This is a genomic window from Thauera sp. (assembly GCF_047601425.1).
Taxonomy (GTDB): Bacteria; Pseudomonadota; Gammaproteobacteria; order Burkholderiales; family Rhodocyclaceae; genus Thauera.
Genome location: NZ_JASGJL010000001.1, coordinates 2666603 through 2685264 on the forward strand (window position 1 = coordinate 2666603; position 18662 = coordinate 2685264).

The 18662-nt window shown below is 66.7% G+C and carries 20 protein-coding genes and 1 pseudogene; 15 read left to right on the top strand and 6 right to left on the bottom strand.

The window, feature by feature from the left end:
* Positions 1-19: 19 nt before the first annotated feature.
* The 4 genes and pseudogenes from QM748_RS12970 to QM748_RS12985 all read right to left on the bottom strand — a co-directional run bounded on the left by QM748_RS12970 (position 20) and on the right by QM748_RS12985 (position 2872).
* A complete protein-coding gene (locus QM748_RS12970) occupies positions 20-913 on the bottom strand; it encodes a DMT family transporter (RefSeq protein ID WP_415247349.1) in 894 nt (297 codons plus the stop codon).
* A 12-nt stretch (positions 914-925) separates the two neighbouring features.
* Positions 926-1469 (bottom strand): annotated as a pseudogene (locus tag QM748_RS12975) (response regulator transcription factor).
* Positions 1470-1485: 16 nt separating this feature from the next.
* The gene (locus tag QM748_RS12980; RefSeq protein ID WP_415247350.1) at positions 1486-1968 is read right to left on the bottom strand and encodes a TSUP family transporter; all 483 of its coding nucleotides are present in this window, start codon (positions 1966-1968) and stop codon (positions 1486-1488) included.
* 64 nt (positions 1969-2032) lie between these two features.
* Complete coding sequence (locus tag QM748_RS12985; protein WP_415247351.1) at positions 2033-2872, bottom strand: prolipoprotein diacylglyceryl transferase family protein; 840 nt, start codon at positions 2870-2872, stop codon at positions 2033-2035.
* A gap of 119 nt (positions 2873-2991) precedes the next feature.
* Here QM748_RS12985 and QM748_RS12990 point away from each other — a divergent pair, with 119 nt between their 5' ends.
* Positions 2992-3825, top strand: a complete 834-nt coding sequence (locus QM748_RS12990) for a redoxin domain-containing protein (protein ID WP_415247352.1) — start codon at positions 2992-2994, stop codon at positions 3823-3825.
* A 22-nt stretch (positions 3826-3847) separates the two neighbouring features.
* On the opposite strand, the gene QM748_RS12995 is transcribed toward QM748_RS12990, so the two are convergent.
* Complete coding sequence (locus QM748_RS12995; RefSeq protein ID WP_415247353.1) at positions 3848-5152, bottom strand: sensor histidine kinase; 1305 nt, start codon at positions 5150-5152, stop codon at positions 3848-3850.
* A gap of 211 nt (positions 5153-5363) precedes the next feature.
* On the opposite strand from QM748_RS12995, the gene nosZ reads away from it, so the two are divergent.
* The 12 genes from nosZ (at position 5364) to QM748_RS13055 (ending at position 16417) form a co-directional block, all read left to right on the top strand.
* Positions 5364-7316 carry a TAT-dependent nitrous-oxide reductase gene (gene nosZ / locus QM748_RS13000; RefSeq protein ID WP_415247354.1) on the top strand — a complete coding sequence of 651 codons (1953 nt, stop codon included), beginning with the start codon at positions 5364-5366 and terminating at the stop codon, positions 7314-7316.
* 156 nt (positions 7317-7472) lie between these two features.
* Positions 7473-9659 carry a 4Fe-4S binding protein gene (locus QM748_RS13005; protein ID WP_415247355.1) on the top strand — a complete coding sequence of 729 codons (2187 nt, stop codon included), beginning with the start codon at positions 7473-7475 and terminating at the stop codon, positions 9657-9659.
* 30 nt (positions 9660-9689) lie between these two features.
* A complete protein-coding gene (locus tag QM748_RS13010) occupies positions 9690-10115 on the top strand; it encodes a transcription regulator (RefSeq protein ID WP_415247356.1) in 426 nt (141 codons plus the stop codon).
* A 234-nt stretch (positions 10116-10349) separates the two neighbouring features.
* The gene (locus QM748_RS13015) at positions 10350-11636 is read left to right on the top strand and encodes a nitrous oxide reductase family maturation protein NosD (protein ID WP_415247357.1); all 1287 of its coding nucleotides are present in this window, start codon (positions 10350-10352) and stop codon (positions 11634-11636) included.
* Complete coding sequence (locus QM748_RS13020) at positions 11608-12567, top strand: ATP-binding cassette domain-containing protein (protein ID WP_415247358.1); 960 nt, start codon at positions 11608-11610, stop codon at positions 12565-12567. The genes QM748_RS13015 and QM748_RS13020 overlap by 29 nt, the downstream gene beginning before the upstream one ends.
* 10 nt (positions 12568-12577) lie before the next feature.
* Positions 12578-13408: an ABC transporter permease gene (locus QM748_RS13025; protein ID WP_415247359.1), complete on the top strand. Its 831-nt coding sequence runs from the start codon at positions 12578-12580 to the stop codon at positions 13406-13408.
* A 36-nt stretch (positions 13409-13444) separates the two neighbouring features.
* On the top strand, positions 13445-13999 hold the full coding sequence (locus QM748_RS13030) for a nitrous oxide reductase accessory protein NosL (protein WP_415247360.1): 555 nt from the start codon (positions 13445-13447) through the stop codon (positions 13997-13999).
* Positions 14000-14009: 10 nt separating this feature from the next.
* Positions 14010-14285: a hypothetical protein gene (locus QM748_RS13035; protein ID WP_415247361.1), complete on the top strand. Its 276-nt coding sequence runs from the start codon at positions 14010-14012 to the stop codon at positions 14283-14285.
* A complete protein-coding gene (locus QM748_RS13040) occupies positions 14282-14647 on the top strand; it encodes a hypothetical protein (protein WP_415247362.1) in 366 nt (121 codons plus the stop codon). The genes QM748_RS13035 and QM748_RS13040 overlap by 4 nt, the downstream gene beginning before the upstream one ends.
* Positions 14644-15276, top strand: coding sequence for a nitrous oxide reductase accessory protein NosL (locus QM748_RS13045; protein WP_415247363.1), 633 nt, complete (start codon positions 14644-14646; stop codon positions 15274-15276). Before QM748_RS13040 ends, QM748_RS13045 begins: the two co-directional genes overlap by 4 nt.
* 226 nt (positions 15277-15502) lie before the next feature.
* Complete coding sequence (locus QM748_RS13050; protein WP_415247364.1) at positions 15503-16111, top strand: DVUA0089 family protein; 609 nt, start codon at positions 15503-15505, stop codon at positions 16109-16111.
* 174 nt (positions 16112-16285) lie between these two features.
* On the top strand, positions 16286-16417 hold the full coding sequence (locus QM748_RS13055; protein WP_415247365.1) for an IS3 family transposase: 132 nt from the start codon (positions 16286-16288) through the stop codon (positions 16415-16417).
* Between the two features lie 189 nt (positions 16418-16606).
* On the opposite strand, the gene QM748_RS13060 is transcribed toward QM748_RS13055, so the two are convergent.
* A complete protein-coding gene (locus QM748_RS13060; protein ID WP_415247366.1) occupies positions 16607-17044 on the bottom strand; it encodes a c-type cytochrome in 438 nt (145 codons plus the stop codon).
* A 183-nt stretch (positions 17045-17227) separates the two neighbouring features.
* On the opposite strand from QM748_RS13060, the gene gluQRS reads away from it, so the two are divergent.
* Both gluQRS and QM748_RS13070 read left to right on the top strand, forming a co-directional pair.
* Positions 17228-18247 carry a tRNA glutamyl-Q(34) synthetase GluQRS gene (gene gluQRS, locus QM748_RS13065; protein WP_415247367.1) on the top strand — a complete coding sequence of 340 codons (1020 nt, stop codon included), beginning with the start codon at positions 17228-17230 and terminating at the stop codon, positions 18245-18247.
* Positions 18169-18597, top strand: a complete 429-nt coding sequence (locus tag QM748_RS13070) for a CoA-binding protein (RefSeq protein ID WP_415247368.1) — start codon at positions 18169-18171, stop codon at positions 18595-18597. The genes gluQRS and QM748_RS13070 overlap by 79 nt, the downstream gene beginning before the upstream one ends.
* Positions 18598-18662: the final 65 nt, after the last annotated feature.

Below are 18662 nucleotides of genomic sequence, written 5' to 3' on the forward strand. Positions count from 1 at the left end.
GAAGCCGCTCGTCAGGCGCTCAGCGCCCGACGACCGCCTTCAGCACATCCACCACCACCCGCCAGCGGCTCAGCACCAGGGCCGAAAAGATCAGCCCGCAGCCGAAGAGCTGCAGCTGGCTCATGCGTTCGCCGAACCACCAGGCGGCGATCATCGCGGTCCACATCGGCTCCAGCATCAGGATCAGCGCGGCGTGGCTGGGCGTGGTCAGGCTCTGGCCGTAGAGCTGGACGAAGAAGCGCAGGGTGGTGGCCAGCAGCGCGCTGGCGAGCAGCCAGCCGAGCACCGGGATCGATACCGCTTCGGGCCAGGTTTCGAGCAGCGCGGACAGCGGCAGCAGCAGGATGCCGACCATCATCACCTGCACCGTGCTCAGGGCCAGCGGCGGCACGCTGCGCACCACCCGGCCGTTGAGGTTGATCAGCAGCGCGAACACCAGCGCGGCGGCGAGGAAGAACCATTGCCCGGGCTCGAAGCGGAAGCCGTGCTCGAGCGACAGGCAGGCGAAGCCGGCCAGCGCCAGCGGCATCGATACCCAGGCGATGCGGGGCGGACGATCGCCGAAGAACAGGCGGGCGACCAGCGGCACCAGCACGATGCCGAGGCTGGCGATGAAGGCGCCTTCGCCGAGGTGGTGCGCATGTTCGAGGCCGCTGACCCACAAGCCCATCGCCAGCGCGAACAGCAGACCGATCAGCAGCGCGCCGCGCCAGTTGGCCCGGTTCATCGCCCGCAGCTGCGTCCAGCTGAAGGCCGCCAGCACCACGCCGGCGAGCAGGAAACGGATACCGATGAACAGCAGCGGCGGCAGGCCTGCGAGCGCTTCCTTGGAGAAGATCCAGCCGGCGGCGGCCGCGAAGGTTGCCAGCAACAGCAGCAGGTCCGCCTTGAGCGGATGACGGGTATCGGACATGGTCGGGTAATCTCAGTCGCTGCCCGGCGGGCGGGCGAGCTTGCGTTGCAAGGTGCGGCGGTGCATCTGCAGGGCCCGTGCGGTGGCCGAGATGTTGCCGTCGTGTTCGGCCAGCACGCGCTGGATGTGCTCCCACTCGAGCCGGTCGACCGACATCGGCGTGTCGGGGACATGTTCGTTCGACGACGACGTCTTCGGCCTGCAGGCCATTGACGATGGCATCGATGTCGGCCGGCTTGGCCAGATACTGGATGGCGCCGAGCTTCACCGCGTTGACCGCGGTGGCGATGCTGGCGTAGCCGGTCAGCACCAGGATGCGCGCGCCGGGGCTGGCTTCGAGCAGCGGGCGGATCAGCTTGAGGCCGGATTCGCCGCCGATGTTGAGGTCGAGCACGATGAACTCGGGCGCATGGTCCTGCGCCAGTTCGAGCGCGCCTTCGCTGTCGGTGGCACCGTAGGTGTCGAAGCCCCGCTGCGCCAACGCGCGCGACAGCACGCGGTTGAAGGCGGGGTCGTCATCGACGACGAGCAGGACGGGGGAGTGTTCAGTGCTCATGCGGCAGGCTGGAGAGTCAAGTACCCACGCTGCGCACGAGTATCAGGGCCGCCACCGCGACACAGGCAAAGGCGAAGAAGCGCTGCAGGATCTTCGGCGCCAGCATCCGCCCGCCCGTCATGCCCGCAAGCGCGGCCGCGACGAACGCCCCGGCCGGCGCCCCCAGGACCACGCCCCGGCTCCAGGCGATGGACACCGTCACGCTGGACAGCAGCGCGATCACCATCAGCGACGCGGAGCCGACAGCGAGCAGCGCCACGGGTGCGGCCTCCCGAATGTACAGGCCCAGCCCGAACACCAGCGCCGGCACCCCGAAAATGCCGCCGCCCGCTCCTGTCAGGCCCATCATTGCGCCTATCAGCATCCCCAGCAACCCCGCCATGAGCATCGTATTTCTCCGACAAGCGCATAACCATAACACTCGGCGCCGGACATGCTGAAGGGACTGCTCCTCGCCGCAGCCCCGGCATTTCAGGATGTTCACATCGGTGAAGGGCATGGAATGCATGCAGGCCTTGTCCGGCTTTCTGCCCGGCCCCCCGGTCTGTCCGCTAGAACGCCGTCTACTCCATGTCCCCGGTCGTCGGCGATTGCCCGAAGCGGCGCATCAGCGTGCTCCTGAGGCTGGCGGTCGTCAGTTCGCCCATGTGAGTGTCCACCAGCCGCCCCTGCTCATCGAAGAACAAGGTGGTCGGGAGGCCGCGCGAACCGAAGAGCTGCATGGCCTGGGACGAGTGATCGAGCAGCACGTCCGTGAGCTTCAGCTGCCGGCCCTGCAGGAAGGCGAGCGCCTGCTGCGCGCTTTCCCCCTGGTTGAGCATGACGAAGGCGACCTGCGGAAAATCCCGCTGCGCCTGTGCGAACACCGGCATCTCGCGGCGGCAGGGCGGACACCAGCTCGCCCACAGGTTGAGCACGACCGGCCGCCCCTGGTAGGAGGCGCTCAAGCTGAGCAGCCGGGCGTCGAGCGTGCTCACCTGCACGTCGGGCAGCGGCGGCCCCGACTGGTGCAGCAGGGCCAGCACGCCGCCGCCGGCAAACAAACCCAGCACGCCGGCCGTGATGCCCGTGACGACGGGAACACGCAGCGCCGGCGTGCTGCGGGTCCGCCACCAGACGAACGACAAGGCGGCAAGGACACCGGCCCACCAGGTGAAGCCGCCGTCGCCGATGGCGATCATGGAGAACGGCGCTGCAGCGTATTCCTCCCGCCACTGCGCGATGTAGCCCAGGCGGGCGGCCAGCGCGCCCCAGAACACGCTGTCGAGCAACAGCCCGCCGGCGGCCTTCCTGTACGCCCCGTCCGCCACACGCCTGGCGACCAGGCGTGCCACAACCCAGGCCAGCAGCATGGCGATGAGGACGATGACGACACGAACCGGGAACGGACCGATGCCGATCATGCCGCACCCTTATCGGCAGCGTGAGCCTCTTCGCTGTGCCTGCGGACGTTTTCACGTAGTCTGGCCGGCGACCTGTTCCGGATGTGGTGGGTGAATCGCATGGCACCGAAGTGTGAAGCATGAATACGGTACTGCATATCGCTTCCTGGGCTTCGATGCCTGCCGTCGGCGCGGCAATCCTGGGCCTGGCGATTGGCATGGTCCTGGACCGGCGCAAGGCCACAGGGTTCTGGAGCAAGGCCTGGCGGGTGCTGCTCGTCACGCTGCTTGCCGCGCGGCTGGCTTTCGTCTTCGAGTATCGCGACGGCTTCCTGCAGGCGCCGCTGAGCATTCCGGACATCCGCGACGGCGGCTGGAACGGCCAGATCGGCGTGATCGCCGGCTGGCTCTACGCGCTGACGCTGATACGCAGGCAGCCCTCCCTGCGCCGGCCGCTGATGGCGGGCATGGGCAGCGCCACCGCTGCCTGGATGCTCGGATCCGTGGCCTTGCAGCTGCACGCGGCGGACGGCATCCGCCTTGCCGCCACCACCGCCCAGGCACTCGACGGCACGCAGATCGAGCTGAAATCCTTCTCACGCCAGCCGGCAGTGGTCAATTTGTGGGCGACCTGGTGCGCACCGTGCCGGCATGAAATGCCTCTGCTGCAACAGGCGCAGATCGACCATCCGCAGGTTCATTTCATCTTCCTGAATCAGGGCGAGACAGCCGGGGAAGTGCGGCATTTCCTCGACAGCCAGCAGCTTTCGCCGCGCCATGTGCTGCTTGACCCCAGAGGCCGGGCCAGTGCCGGCCTGGGCGGGCTGACGGGATTGCCCACGACGCTGTTCTTCGACGCCGAGGGGCGGCTGGCCGCACGCTACGTCGGCAGGCTTTCACACCACACGCTGACGCAGATGCTGGACGGGATCGGTGCCCATCACGCGCCCGCGGCAAAGTCATATCGCGACTGAGGCCGCTCTCCTGGGGGCCGGCTCAACAACCGGCAGGCGAGCGCAACGGCACGGCCAGGCGGGCAACGGTTCCGCCGCCGGAACGGGCATGGAAATCCAGCCGGCCGCCGTGGTGCTCGACCGCCGCATGCGCCAGCATCAGGCCGACGCCCATGCCTTCGGCGTGGCTGCCGATCGGCGCGTGGCGCGCCGCCGCGAGCCGTTCGCCGGCAATGCCGGGGCCGCGGTCCAGCACCTCGACCCGCAGCACTCCGCCGTCCACCACGGCATGCACTTCCACCGGAGTGCCGGCGCAGCCGGCCGCCGCGTTGGCATTGGCAGCGTTGTCGATGAGGTTCTGCAGTGCTTCGGCCAGGCTCGCGTCGGCAACGAGGCTGCATGCGGACAACTCGGGCGCGATGTCCAGCCGCAAGCCGGCCTCCGGGCGCAGGCGCTGCCAGCGCGCCGCTGCCGCGCGCAGCCAGCGCCCGGCGCATTCCGCGCCGCCGCCTTCGGCACGCTGCTGGCCGGCCTCGCGCGTCAGGCTGTTGAGGATCTCGCGGCAGTGCTCCAGCTGTTCGCGCATCAGGCCGAGGTCTTCGCGCATGCCTGCATCCAGATCATCTCGCCGGGCGAGTTCATCGGTCAGGATGCGCAGCGTGCCGAGCGGCGTCCCCAGCCTGTGCGCGGCGCCTGCCGCCAGATTGCCCAGGCCGACGACATAGGCGTCGCGCGACCGCGCGGCCCGCGCCTCGGCCAGCGCGGCTTCGCCTTTCGCCAGCTCGGCGTTGAGCCGGACGATGAACCACACCACCGTGACCGCGGCCAGCGCGAAGCTGAGCCACATCCCGGCGAGGTGCCAGTGCGTTGCGTCGGCGGCATCGGCCAGATGCACCGGATGGTGGAACTCCCACAACACCGCATAGACGCCGACCGCCACCGCTGCCAGCGTCCAGGCCAGACGTGCCGGCAGGATCGACGCCCCCACCGCCACTACCGCCAGCAGCAGCGAAATGGCGGGGTTGGTGACGCCGCCGCCGAAATACAGGAAGGCGCCCCAGCCGAGCAGATCGAACAGCAGCTGCACGAAGGCGCCAACCCGGCCGTCCAGCCAGCGCACCGGGCCGGCGAGCAGCAGCAGGTTCGCCACGGCGAGGATCAGCGCCACGCCCAGCAGCGGCTGCACCGGATGGTTCGGCGCGAGCAGCGGAAACACCAGCACCGCCATCGCCGCCATGACGGCGACCGACAGCCAGCGCAGGTGAAGAAGGCGGCCGCCGCCGGTACGCAACGCGGCGATCTCGGGCTCGGCGGATACGGAGAGCGAAGCGTCGGGCGGGTGATTCATGGCAATGAAGTCCGGTTGCGGGCAGATTCAGGCTCGACTCGGACGGAATAGCCATCCTTAACGCAGATCAAGGATTGCAGCTTCGCCCCGCTCTAGAGTGGCCCTGCGACAAAACGCCACAGGGCATCTTGTCAGAGGCATCCGCTCCGCAAACAGGCGAGCCGGATGTCCGGACGAACACCGATCAAGCCAGAACGGGAGCGACACGATCATGAACGAAGAAGTGAAGATGGACCAGGCCGGCACGATGCCCGACCCGAGCCGCCGCAAGTTCCTCAACACCGCCGCCTTCGCCGGCCTGGCCGGTGCCGGCCTGTCGGTCGGCCTGTCGGCATGCAACAACGAAACCGCCCCGGCTGCCGCCCCCTCGGCCGCGCCCGCAGCTCCTGCCGCAGCCCCCGCTGCCGCGCACAGCTCGGTCCACCTGGCTCCGGGCGAACTGGATACTTACTATGGCCTCTGGAGCGGCGGCCACACCGGCGACTTCCGCGTGCTGGGCCTTCCGTCCGGCCGTGAACTGCACCGCGTGCCCTGCTTCGCCCCCGACGCGCTGGTGGGCTGGGGCATCACCAACGAATCGAAGGCGGTCATGGGCACCAAGCCCGACGGCAGCCTGCGCTATACCGTCGGCGACACCCACCACACCCACGCCTCCTACAAGGATGGCAACTACGACGGCCGCTACGCCTGGATCAACGACAAGATCAATAGCCGCATCGCACGCATCCGGCTCGACTACCTGGTGTGCGACAAGATTACCGAGCTGCCCAACGTGCAGGGCTTCCACGGCATCTTCCCGGACAAGCGCGACCCGGTTGACCCCGCGATCAACTACACCACCCGCGTGTTCTGCGGCGCCGAATTCCACATCCCGCTGCCCAACGACGGCCGCGACCTCGACAGCCCGGAGAAATACCGCACGCTGTTCTCGTGCGTTGACGCCGAATCCATGGAAGTGCGCTGGCAGGTGCTGATCGACGGCAACTGCGACCTCGCCGCCACCTCCTATGACGGCAAGCTGGCAGCCACCAACCAGTACAACACCGAAGGCGGCTACCACTACGAAGGCATGATGTCGGCCGAACGCGACGCCTGCCTGTTCTTCAACATCGCCCGCGTCGAGCAGGCGGTCAAGGACGGCAAGTTCACCACCATCGGCGCATCCAAGGTACCGGTGGTCGATGGCACCAGGGCTTCCAACACCGACCCCGCAACCGCGCTGGTGGCCTACGTGTCGGTGCCGAAGAACCCGCACGGCGTCAATGCCAGCCCGGACGGCAAGTACTTCATCTGCGCCGGCAAACTGTCGCCGACCGGCACGGTCATCGAACTCACCAAGGTGCTGGACTGGTTCGACGGCAAGCTCGACGACATCGACAAGGCCATCGTCGCCGAAGTCGAACTCGGCCTCGGCCCGCTGCACACCGCCTTCGACGGCCGCGGCAACGCCTACACCACGCTGTTCCTCGACAGCCAGATCGTGAAGTGGAACGTCGATGCGGCGATCAAGTTCCACGCCGGCGACACCAACGCGCAGTACGTCGTCGATCGCCTGGACGTGCATTACCAGCCCGGCCACATCAACGCCTCGCAGTCCGAAACCATGTTCGCCGACGGCAAGTGGCTGTGCGTGGGCTGCAAGTTCTCGAAGGACCGCTTCCTGCCGGTCGGCCCGCTGCACGCCGAGACCGAGCAGCTCGTCGATATCTCCGGCGAGAAGATGGTGCTGATGGCCGACCATCCGGTCCGCCCCGAACCGCACGACTTCATCATCTTCAAGCGCGAGCTGCTGCAACCGAAGCAGGTCTACGACATCAACGACTTCCCCAACGCGATCAAGGATCCGAAGGAAGCCGGCGTGTTCCGCGACGGCAACAAGGTCACGGTCAAGATCACTTCGCTGGCGCCGGCCTTCGAACCGCGCGAGTTCAAGCTCAAGCTCGGCGACGAGGTCACCATCATCCTGACCAACCTGGACAAGATCGAGGACTTGACCCACGGCTTTGCGATTCCGAAATACAACGTCAACTTCATCGTCAACCCGCAGGAAACCAAGTCGGTCACCTTCAAGGCCGACAAGCCGGGCGTGTTCTGGTGCTACTGCACGCACTTCTGCCATGCGCTGCACCTCGAAATGCGCAGCCGCATGATCGTCGAAGCCTGACGGCCAGACGCCGGCAACACGCAGGACACAGGGGGCTCCGGCCCCCTGTGGCTTTTTCAGGCCGCGGCGCGGGTCCGGCAGAGGAATTGATCCGCGACAAATACAGCGCCGTTCCGCTTTCCTAGACTTCATCGCAATTCCCTTATGGAGAGCGCCATGAAGCTGCTGTCCGCACTGCGCGACTCCCTGTCCGCCCTGCTCCTCACTGCCGCCATCGCCGGCACCGCTGCCCCCGCGCTGGCCCAGACCGCATACGAAGCCGCCCTGCCGCCCGAGCTCAATACCGCGCCGGCGCTGTGCGACCACGTGCCCTGTAGCGAAGTGCTGCCCGGCGCGACGCGCTTTTCCGAGCGCAAGGGCCAGCCTTTCTACGTCGAGGGCTACGCCGACGAGAACGGCACGCGCAAGCTAGTCGGCTACGTCGTGCTGTCGACCGACGTCACCGACACCCCGGCCTATTCCGGCAAGCCGGTGATCACGCTGATCGGCCTGACCCCCGACGGCCACTTCGCCGGCATCAAGATCCTCAAGCACTCCGAGCCCATCCTGCTGCTCGGCATTCCCGAGTCCGCGCTGGTCAAGTTCAACGACCAGTACCTGGGCAAATTCGTCGGCGACAACATCGAGATCGGCCGCTCCCGTCCGGAAGAGGACATCATCGGCCTGGACGCCATCTCCGGCGCCACCGTGACGGTGATCGCGCAGAACCAGGTGATGATGATGTCGGGCGCGGCGGTCGGCCGCCAGGTCGGCATCCTGGAGGCAACCGTGCGGCCGCAGGCGAATTTCGCCGACCGCGGCCGCGCGCTCGACTGGGACACGATGGTCAAGGAAGGCGTGGTGCAGCGGCTGGCGGTGATGCCCGAGCAGGTCGGCCTCGAACGCAGCAGCGAGCCCTTCATCGAGTTGTGGTACGGCTACCTGAACCATCCCGAAGTCGGCCGCGCGATCATGGGCGAGGCCGGCTGGCGCACGCTGATGGGCAGGCTGGCCGAAGGCGAGCACGCGCTGTTCGTGATCCGCACCCGCGGCAACGAATCCTTCAAGGGCTCGGGCTTCGTGCGCGGCGGCATCTACGACCGCATCCAGGTCCGCCAGGGCCAGGATGCCTTCACCTTCCGCGACCTCGACTACCTGAACCTGTACGGTCTCGCCGCGCCCGGCGCGCCGGCCTTCAACGAATCCGGCATCTTCATCGTGCGCTCGCCGGCCTTCTCCGGCGCCTTCCCGTGGAAGTTCATCTTCCTCGGCAACCGCGTCGACCGCGCCACCGGCGCCCGCACCTTCGTCAACTTCGACCGCGAATACTGGCTGCCGGCGGCCTATCTCGAAGGCGGCCGTCCTGAGGTCAAGAAGCCGGATGCGCCCTGGGTGCGTATCTGGAAGACGCGGGCGGTGGAGATTGGCCTCTTCTCCGCGCTGCTGCTGATGGTGGCGGTAGCCTATGCCAACCGCGACGCGCTGACGCGGCGCTCGACGCGCAAGAACAAGTGGCCGGTCAACATCTTCAAGTACACCGCCTGGGTCGTCAGCATCGGCTTCGTCGGTTTCGGCCTGCTCGCCCAGCCCTCGATCACGCAGGTGCTGACCTGGTTCCATTCGCTGCTGTTCCAGTGGCAGTGGGAGCTGTTCCTGACCGATCCATTCATCTTCCTGTTCTGGATCTTCATCATCGTCACCGTGTTCGTGTGGGGCCGCGGGCTGTTCTGCGGCTGGCTGTGCCCCTTCGGCTCGCTGTCCGAGCTGCTGCACAAGATCGGCGCCGCGGTCGGCCTGAAGCGCTTCCAGTTCGAGATGCCGGCCAAATGGCACCACAAGCTGAAATGGCTGAAGTACTTCGTCTTCTTCGGCCTGCTGGCGGTGTCGATGTTCTCGATGGGGCTGGCGGAGAAGCTCGCCGAAGTCGAACCATTCAAGACCACCTTCCTGGTCGGCATGTTCAACCGCAGCTGGCCCTACACGCTGTTCGCCGCCGGCCTGCTGGGGCTGTCGATCTTCACCGAGCGGCCGTTCTGCAAATACCTGTGCCCGCTCGGCGCCGCGCTGGCGATGCCCTCGACCTTCCGCTGGTACGGCCTGCGCCGCAAGCAGGAATGCGACAGCTGCAAGGCCTGCGCGAAAGGTTGCGGCTCGCACGCGATCGACGAGGACGGCCGCATCGACCACCGCGAATGCATGCTGTGCCTGGACTGCATGGTGCTCTACACCGACGAGCACGCCTGCCCGCCGCTGGCGCAGGAACGCAAGCGCCGCACCAAGGCCGGCCTGGCGCTGACGCCGATCGGCAAGGACGGCTATTACATCCCGATCAAGCCGGTTGCGCCCGCCGCGCCCCGCGCCTGATTCCGACACTGCCTTGAGGAGGAAACGATCATGGTCGATCCGCGCATCCTGACCGATCCGGTCGAACCGCCCTATTCCGGCGACAGTGCAGCTGCCCGCCTGCTGGGAGAAGTCCGCGACCACCTGTGGCCCTGGAGCCGCGACGGCTTCCAGCATCAGCGCACCATCCAGGCCGCCGGCCTGGCACTCGCGCTCGCCGCCAGCGTGGTCTGGATACTGGCGGCGATGGGCGACATGACGCCCGGCGCCATCATCGGCTGGTGGTTCGGCTGGAGCGTGTTCGAGGTTGCCGTCCGGCTGGGCTCGAAACCTTATGTCAAGGACGGCCCATGGTGGGGCCGGCGCTACCGCCGCGCCAGCCTGATGGACATGGTCTGCTACGTCGGCTTCAAGAACCTGCTGATCGGTGCCGCACTGTTCCTGGCGCTGAAGAGCCTGGGGCTGATCCAGCTCTGACGGCGCCACACGTCACGCCGCGCTCGCCAGCCACGGGCGCGGCGTTGTTTTTTCCGCCGCGCGGGATGGACAGTCCGACGTGTGCTCACTGTCGGGTGTTCGTCATTTCCGCGCAGGCGGGAATAACGGCGTTTTTTTGTCTCCGCATGGCCGGGTCGGCGCTTCACCAAGATCAAGGAAGGCTGCGCAAGCGTCCGCTTATACTTGGCGCCGTCGTCCAACGCCATCCACGCAATGCACCTTGCTCGCCGTTTCCTTCACGTCCTTGCCGCCGCCAGCCTGCTCGCGGCGCTTGTCGCCCCTGCCGCGGCCGCGGTATGGCGGGTGAAGGCAGGCGAATCCATCCAGGCGGCAATCGACCGTGCCGCACCGGGCGACACCATCGAAATCGAGCGCGCCCGCTACGTCGAGAACCTGCTGATCACCCGGCCGCTGACGCTGCGCGGCATCGACCGGCCGACGATATCGGGCGGCCTGCGCGGCGACACCATCCGCATCAAGGCCGAGAACGTGACGATCGAAGGCCTGATCATCGCCGACTCCGGCGCCAGCCTGCGCGAGCAGAACGCCGGCATCTACGTCTGGCCGGGTTCGCACCACACCGTGGTGCGCAACTGCGACTTCTCCTACACCTTGTTCGGGCTGTGGATCGAACAGTCGAACGACGTGCTGATCGAAGGCAACCTGATCACCGGCAAGCGCGAGCTGCGCTCCTCGCAGCGCGGCAACGGCATCCAGCTCTACAACACGCGTCGTGCGCGCATCATCGGCAACAACGTCAGCTTCGTGCGCGATGCGCTCTACGTCGATGTCTCGCACGACGCCCTGTTCCGCGACAACCGCCTGCACCACAGCCGCTACGGCACGCACTACATGAACGCCTACGACAACGTCTGGGAAGGCAACGACAGCTGGATGAACCGCGGCGGCCTGGCGCTGATGGAAGTGCGCCGCCTGACCGTGCGCAACAACCGCGCCTGGGCCAACTCCGACCACGGCATCATGCTGCGCACCATCCAGGATTCGGTGATCGAGAACAACGTCGTCGCCGGCAACCAGCGCGGCTTCTTCATCTACGACGCCGAATACAACGAGCTGCGCGGCAACGCGGTGATCGACAACCGCGTCGGCATCCACCTGTGGGCGGGCTCGAAGAACAACAAGGTCGAGGGCAACGACTTCATCGCCAACCGCGAGCAGGTGCGCTACGTCGGCGCCCGCGACATGGTGTGGGGCGAACAGCAGGGCAACCACTGGAGCAACTACCTCGGCTGGGACCGCGACGGCGATGGCGCGGGCGACGTCCAGTACGAGGCCAACGACATGGTGGATCGCCTGTCCTGGCGCCACCCGATGATGAAGCTGCTGCTGGCCAGCCCCGCGGTGCAGACGCTGCGCCTGGTCGGCCAGCAGTTCCCGCTGCTGCGTGCACCCAGCATCGTCGACCCCAAGCCGCGGATGCAGCCGCACAACCCCGACTGGAGCCCATGGCGTGGCCGATATTTCCCCCGCTCCGAGTGACACGACCCGCAACACTGCCCGCGCGGTGATCGCCGCCCGCGGCGTGCGCAAGCACTATGGCGCCATCCACGCGGTGGATGGCGTCGACCTGGACGTGCACGAAGGCGAACTGTTCGGCCTGATCGGCCACAACGGCGCCGGCAAGAGCACGCTGTTCAAGATGATGCTCGGCCTGATCCCGCTCAGCGCCGGCGAGATCCGCATCGACGGCGCGCCGGTGAACGGTGCCGGCGGCGACTTCCGCGCGGTGCGGCGCAAGATCGGCTACCTGCCCGAGAACGTGGTGCTGTACGACAACCTCACAGGCTTGGAGACGCTGCAGTTCTTCGCCCGGCTGAAAGGCGTGAGCGGGCAGGACCATGCGGCGCTGCTCGACCGCGTCGGCCTCGCCCACGCCGCGCGGCGCCGGGTGCGCGAGTACTCCAAGGGTATGCGCCAGCGCCTCGGCTTCGCCCAGGCCCTGCTCGGCAAGCCGCGCATCCTGTTCCTCGACGAACCCACCACCGGTCTCGACCCCGAGGCGATCCGCGGCTTCTATGCCATCCTGCGCCAGCTGAAGAGCCAGGGCGTGACGATGGTGATCACCTCGCACATCCTCGCCGAGATCCAGGAGCGGGTGGACCGGCTGGCGATCATGGCGGCGGGCAAGGTGCAGGCCAGCGGCACGGTGCAGGATCTGCGCGAACGGATGGACCTGCCGCTGTGGTTCAGCGTGCGCGTGGCACCAGAGGACTTCGAGGCCGTGCGCGCGGCGCTCGGCAGCCTGCCGGTCGGCGCGATCGAGGCGCGCGACGACCACGTCGCGGTGCAGTGCCCACGCGAGGCCAAGATGGCGGTGATCGGCGCGCTGGCGGCGCTCGGGACCAAGGTGCGCGACCTCAGCGTGCGCGAACCCTCGCTCGAAGACGTGTTCTTCGGCTTTTCGGATTAAGGGGCGGACCATGGAGTTGTCGCAGATCGCCGCCATCGCCGGCAAGGAATTCTGGGATCGCATCCGCAACCGCTGGGTGCTGGCGGTGGCGCTGGTATTCACCGCCTTCGCGCTGTCGATCGCCTATTTCGGCGCCGCCCAGCAGGGCGCGGTGGGCTTCCGGTCGATCGAGGTGACCATCGCCAGCCTGGTCAGCCTGGTGATCTACCTGATCCCGCTGATCGCGCTGGTGCTCGGCTTCGACGCCATCGTCGGCGAGCGCGAGCGCGGCTCGCTCGACCTGCTGCTGTCGATGCCGATCACCCGCGTGGAACTGCTGCTGGGCAAGTATCTCGGCCTGGCCGGGGCGCTGACCTTCTCCACCATCGCCGGCTTCGGCCTGGTAGGCGTCGTGCTGTCGGCGCAACTCGACCTCAACGCACTGTTCCACTACCTGGGCTTCATGCTCAGCTCGGTGCTGCTCGGCTGCGCCTTCCTGAGCCTGGCAGTGATGCTGTCGGTGTTCGCCGCCGACCGCACCCGCGCCTCCGGCCTGGCGATCGCGATGTGGTTCTTCTTCGTGCTGATCTTCGACCTGCTGTTGCTCGGCGTGCTGGTCGTCACCGCCGGCCAGTGGGGCGGCGAGGCGCTGCCCTACCTGCTTCTGCTGAACCCGGCCGATGTCTTCCGCATCCTCAACATCTTCTCGCTCGAAGACGTGCGCACGCTGTACGGTCTCGCCACCGTGTTCCCGCCCGCCTTGGCCAAGCCCTGGCTGCTCGGGCTGGTGATGGCCGGCTGGATCGTGCTGCCGCTGGCCATCGCCGCCTGGCGCTTCCGCCTCGGCGCGGGCCGCGCATGACCCCAACCCAAACAGACTGCGACAGGAGAACAAGGCATGTGCACACACCACGACTGCCGCCATACCCCTTTTGACCGCCGCCGCTTCCTGATCGCCGGCGCCGCCGCCGGCCTGCTCGCAGCCTGCGGAGCGCCGGACGGCAGCGGCAACGCCTCGCTCGTTCCGCTCGAGATCGACCGCAGCACCAGTTGCTCGCTCGACGGCATGCTGCTCGCCGACTACCCCGGCCCCAAGGCGCAGATCCACTATGCCGGCGTCACGGAACCTGACTGGTTCTGCGACACGCTGGAAATGTTCAACATCCACCTGAGTCCGGAACAGGCACGCCGCGTCACCGGCATCTTCGTCCAGGACATGGGCAAGGCCGACTGGGACAGGCCGGTCGGCCACTGGATCGACGCCCGGCAGGCCTTCTACGTGTTCGGCTCGCAACGGCTGGGCTCGATGGGCCCGACCGCCGCGTCCTTTGCCGCCGAAGCAGACGCCCGGGCCTTCGCAGGCCAGCATGGCGGCAAGGTTCTGAAGTTCAGTGAAGTCACGCCGGACATGGCCATCCTCGATGGTGGCGCCCTGCACGACCAATCCATGTGAGAAAACCGGCATGAGCAATCCGATCTACGACGTTCTTCCGCCCGAATCGGGCCCCGAGCTGGAACAGCTCGCACGCCTGGCCTACGAGACACGCGAGCATCGGCGCGCAGTGCTGCAGGCTGTCGGCGCGCAGGACGAGCAAGCCCTGCTGGAGCGCATCATCGGTGGCGGCATCGACGAGCACCCGGCCTACGAACACTATCTGGCGGCACGCATCCTCGGCGACACTCATCAGGCCGCACGCGAAGCGCTGGCTGCCAGCCTGAAGGAGCTCAACCAGCGATGAACCTGCATACGGCCATCCTCGAACACATCGAGCGCGAACATGCGGATGCGCTCGCCGCAGCCCCACAGCTCACGCAGGACGCTCTGACCGTCACCCTGCGCAACGGCATCACGCTGACAGTGCGCTACGCTGCGTCCGACGCCTATTCGCTGCGCTGGCACAGCGGGCCGGACACAGTGGAGACGGGCATCAACACGGCACCCATCCACCCCCACCTCGCCACCCGCCCCAACCACCTGCTTCGCAGCGACGGCACGGTAGCCGCCGACCCGGTCACCCGCATCGACGCCAGCCCCGAAGCCAACGTCAGCGCGCTGATCAACGCCCTCTGCAGCGATCCGCAGTTCGCCTCGAAGCCATGACTCTCACCGGCCGCCGCCCCCTCCTGCTCGGTGCCGCAGCACTCTGCATGGCGGCGGCCGGCGCACTGTTCGCGCAGTACGCAACCAAGGGCAAGGCAGCGGAGTTCGTCCCGCCCGCCGAGGACATCTGCATCGTTGCGCCAACACGGCTGTCGGTTCCGTATCCCCATGATCCCGCCTCCGGGCTGGACAGGCTTGCCGCCCGCCCGGTGCCGGCGGACGCGCGCTGCCCGGTGTGCGGCATGTACCCGGCGCGCTTTCCGAAATGGGCGGCACAGATCATCTTCAGCGACGGCTCGGCGCATTTCTTCGATTCACCGGTCGACCTGTTCGCCTTCCTCGACGAGCCAGCACGCTTCGATGCCGAGCACACCGCGGCAGACGCGGCTGCACTCTACGTTGCCGACCATCGCAGCGGCACCTGGGTTGATGCGCGCAAGGCCGTCTTCGTCATCGGTTCCAGCGTGCGCGGCCCGATGCGCGGCCCCGACCTGCCGGCTTTCGCCGAGCCCGGCGCCGCCCAGGCCTTCATCGCCGAACACGGCGGCCGCGCCCTGGCTTTCGACGAGATCGGCCACAACACCGCCCACGAACTGCGCAACGCCGCCCACGACGGCCACATGCACTGAAAGCCACGCCCTAGCAATCCTGAGGCGCCGATCCTTCCCCTGGCTGCTCGTCAGGAAGCATCTCATCCTGAGAGCGAGGATCGTTTTGTCGATTTTGCTTACATCTTAAATGGGCATGCTGGGCAATAGAATCCCAAATTCATGAAATTTAAGGTCAATTTTCATTGGCACTTTTCATGCTTAGGTGACCCGCCGCACCCTTCATCTTTACATGGATTGAAAAACCGTGAAAAAACACCTGGCCATTGCCGTCCTCGCCACCTTGGGCAGCCAAGCCCATGCAGCACTGTTCAACTTCACCGGCAACATCACCTACAACACCGACGTCGTCCAGATCAACTTCACGCTGCTCAACGACGCCACTAACGTTCGCGTGTGGACGGACTCGTTCCGGAATGGCGTCAATTTCGACCCCATCACTGCGTTGTGGAACCTCAGCACGGGCAGCCGCATCGCTGAAAACGACGATGACGACGACGTCGATCCGGCAACTCAAACCTATTACGACTCCGGTTTCTCGCTGGGCTTCCTTGCTGCTGGCGAATATGCCTTCACGATTGCGGCTTATGCCAATTTTGCCGGTAACAACCTGAGCGACCCCTTCGATTACGCAGCGCGCGGCGAAACGCCGATTCGCATCGCCGACTGGTGCCAACCGGCCAGCAACGACTGCACCAACCAGAAGGGCACCTTCTGGAGTGTCAGACTTGACGGTGTCGATGAGGCCTCCAACCCGAATCAACCTGGCAACCCGGTGCCTGAACCCGGCTCCTTGGCCCTGGCCGGCCTCGGCCTCATGGGTCTCGCTTCGCTGCGCCGCCGAAAAGCTGCCTGAGCCTAACGCCGAACCGGGCCATCGGCACCCGGCTTGCGGAAAAACCATTGGCCTGTGGAATGCACCCCAAAAGTTGGACACCCGTTCAACTCTTGGGGTGTTTTTTCATGGCGAAATACGGCGAGAGGCTCCGAGCACAGCGTGATACAGAGCGAGTGGCACAAGGATAATTACGTGGCCAACGCTGCTCTGGAAAGCTCGCTCAAGGCAGAGCGCTTCCATGCCCGCCGGTTCGACTGCATCGAGCAGTTGCAGACCGGGACACAGCAGTACATCCGTCACTACAATCACAAGCACACAAAATAAAAGGCTTGAGTGCGGTGAAATACCGGACTCAAGCCTTTGGCCCTTGGCTTCCTAAACCGCCCGGCTCCCTGGGAACCGGTTCAAATCAAGGGTTTTCTTTTTTCCATCCAGCCAGGCCGAATCAGCGACACGAAGCGGTGGCTCCCCGCCACGCGCATACCTGCCGTTCACAGCCCGGAAGCATTTACCCTACCGCGACTTCGCAACCATGAAATCGACCGCGGCCTTGACGTCGTCGTCGGACAGCGTGGCCGCGCCGCCGCGAGCCGGCATCATGCCTTTCTCGCCGGTATAGCCTTCGAGCGCATGCTTGTACAAGGTCTCGTTACCCTGGGCGATGCGCGGAGCCCAGTCATCCTTGTTGCCGGGAATCGGCGCACCGGCAACGCCCGAGGAATGGCACAGCGCACAGGTCTTCTTGTAGACGCTCTCGCCCCCCGCATTGGCCGGTGCGGCAGCCACCGGTGCGGGCGCAGGAGCCGGAGCAGCGGCAGCAGGCGGCGCGGCAGGTGCAGGTGCAGCGGCGGGCGCCGGTGCCGAACTGGTGGAACTACCGGAATCCTGCCCGCCACAGGCGGCAAGCAGGCCAGCAAGAGCGGCGGCTAGAATCAGCGGGGTCTTTTTCATGGAATTTCTCCTGAAGCTGTCGGGGCAGACGATGCGACGTGGATCGAGACGCATCTCAGGAGTGAGATGCTACGTGCCGGCAATGCGGCATGTGATTGACAGGAATCAATTTAAACTGCTAAAGCACCGGCCCTGCACATGCACCGGACGGGACTGCCCGGACTGCGCCCGCCTCGACGCTCCATGGACACTTTCGCTCTCGCCCCTTCCTTGCCCCCATACGTCGGCCGCTTCGCGCCCTCGCCCAGCGGCCCGCTGCATTTCGGCTCGCTGGTCGCCGCGATGGGCAGCTATCTGGAAGCGCGCCGACACGGCGGGCGCTGGCTGCTGCGGATCGAGGACATCGACAGGCCGCGCACCGTGCCGGGAGCCGCCGAGGGCATCATCGCCACGCTGGCGCGCTTCGGCTTCGAATGGGACGGCGGGATCGTCTGGCAAAGCAGGCGCGACGAGGCCTACCACCTTGCACTGGATCAGTTGAAGGCAGCCGGCCACGCCTTTCCCTGTGCCTGCACACGCCGCGAGATGGCGGATTCGGCGCTCGCCCGCGACGGCTCGCGGCGCTACCCCGGCACCTGCCGCAACGGCCTGCTGCCCGGACGTGGCGCGCGTGCATGGCGGATACGGGCCGAAGGCATGATCGGCTTCGACGATGCGATCCAGGGCTGGCAGCAGGAAGACCTCGCCCTCGACGCCGGCGACTATGTGGTGCTGCGCGCCGACGGCCTGTTCGCCTACCAACTGGCGGTGGTGGTCGATGATGCCGAAGCAGGCGTCACCCACGTCGTGCGCGGCGCCGACCTGCTCGACTCCACCGCCCGCCAGATCCATCTGCAAGGCCTGCTCGGCATGCCGCACCCAGCCTACGCCCACCTGCCGGTCGCCACCAACGCCGCGGGCGAGAAGCTGTCGAAGCAGACACTCGCCCGCGCCATCGACGAACACCCGCCGGCCGCCGCGCTGTGTGCGGCGCTGCGCTTTCTTGGCCAGATTCCGCCAGCCGCGCTCGACCGCGCCCCGCTCGCCGAGATCTGGCACTGGGCCATCCAGCACTGGCGGCTCGACCTCGTGCCGCGCCAGCGCCACGCCCCTGCAACCACCACCGACTCACCGAGGACAGCATCATGCATCCCAATGACATCTCCGCCGACCGCAGCGCCATCCGCGACCTGCTCGGTGCCGCCCGCAGAATCGCAATCGTAGGCATCTCGGCGAAGCCGCATCGGCCGAGCAATGCGGTGGCGCGCTACCTGCGCGATGCCGGCTACACCATCATCCCGGTCAACCCGGCCTACGACGAGGTGCTGGGCGAAAAGTGCTACCCCAGCGTGCGCGAAGCTCCTGACCCGATCGACATCGTCGATGTGTTCCGCAATCCGGACGAAGTGATGGAAGTGGCCGAGGACGCGATCGCCGCCGGCGCCGGATGCCTGTGGATGCAGCTCGGCGTGATCGCGCCCGAAGCCGCGCAACGAGCTGCCGAGGCCGGCTTGAAAGTGGTGATGAACCGCTGCACCGAAGTCGAGCACATGGCGATGGGCCGGCAAGGCTGAAGACTGCCGTGCAGGCAGCTTAGAAAATGGCCGGGCTCAGCGCGGGCGACCACGGGGCCTTCACT

Excerpts from the sequence above, each read along its gene's own strand:
- QM748_RS12970 (WP_415247349.1), bottom strand. The coding sequence starts at position 913 with ATGTCCGATACCCGTCATCCGCTCAAGGCGGACCTGCTGCTGTTGCTG.
- QM748_RS12980 (WP_415247350.1), bottom strand. The coding sequence starts at position 1,968 with ATGCCCTTCACCGATGTGAACATCCTGAAATGCCGGGGCTGCGGCGAG.
- QM748_RS12985 (WP_415247351.1), bottom strand. The coding sequence starts at position 2,872 with ATGATCGGCATCGGTCCGTTCCCGGTTCGTGTCGTCATCGTCCTCATC.
- QM748_RS12990 (WP_415247352.1), top strand. The coding sequence starts at position 2,992 with ATGAATACGGTACTGCATATCGCTTCCTGGGCTTCGATGCCTGCCGTC.
- QM748_RS12995 (WP_415247353.1), bottom strand. The coding sequence starts at position 5,152 with ATGAATCACCCGCCCGACGCTTCGCTCTCCGTATCCGCCGAGCCCGAG.
- nosZ (WP_415247354.1), top strand. The coding sequence starts at position 5,364 with ATGAACGAAGAAGTGAAGATGGACCAGGCCGGCACGATGCCCGACCCG.
- QM748_RS13005 (WP_415247355.1), top strand. The coding sequence starts at position 7,473 with ATGAAGCTGCTGTCCGCACTGCGCGACTCCCTGTCCGCCCTGCTCCTC.
- QM748_RS13010 (WP_415247356.1), top strand. The coding sequence starts at position 9,690 with ATGGTCGATCCGCGCATCCTGACCGATCCGGTCGAACCGCCCTATTCC.
- QM748_RS13015 (WP_415247357.1), top strand. The coding sequence starts at position 10,350 with ATGCACCTTGCTCGCCGTTTCCTTCACGTCCTTGCCGCCGCCAGCCTG.
- QM748_RS13025 (WP_415247359.1), top strand. The coding sequence starts at position 12,578 with ATGGAGTTGTCGCAGATCGCCGCCATCGCCGGCAAGGAATTCTGGGAT.
- QM748_RS13030 (WP_415247360.1), top strand. The coding sequence starts at position 13,445 with ATGTGCACACACCACGACTGCCGCCATACCCCTTTTGACCGCCGCCGC.
- QM748_RS13035 (WP_415247361.1), top strand. The coding sequence starts at position 14,010 with ATGAGCAATCCGATCTACGACGTTCTTCCGCCCGAATCGGGCCCCGAG.
- QM748_RS13040 (WP_415247362.1), top strand. The coding sequence starts at position 14,282 with ATGAACCTGCATACGGCCATCCTCGAACACATCGAGCGCGAACATGCG.
- QM748_RS13045 (WP_415247363.1), top strand. The coding sequence starts at position 14,644 with ATGACTCTCACCGGCCGCCGCCCCCTCCTGCTCGGTGCCGCAGCACTC.
- QM748_RS13060 (WP_415247366.1), bottom strand. The coding sequence starts at position 17,044 with ATGAAAAAGACCCCGCTGATTCTAGCCGCCGCTCTTGCTGGCCTGCTT.
- gluQRS (WP_415247367.1), top strand. The coding sequence starts at position 17,228 with ATGGACACTTTCGCTCTCGCCCCTTCCTTGCCCCCATACGTCGGCCGC.
- QM748_RS13070 (WP_415247368.1), top strand. The coding sequence starts at position 18,169 with ATGCATCCCAATGACATCTCCGCCGACCGCAGCGCCATCCGCGACCTG.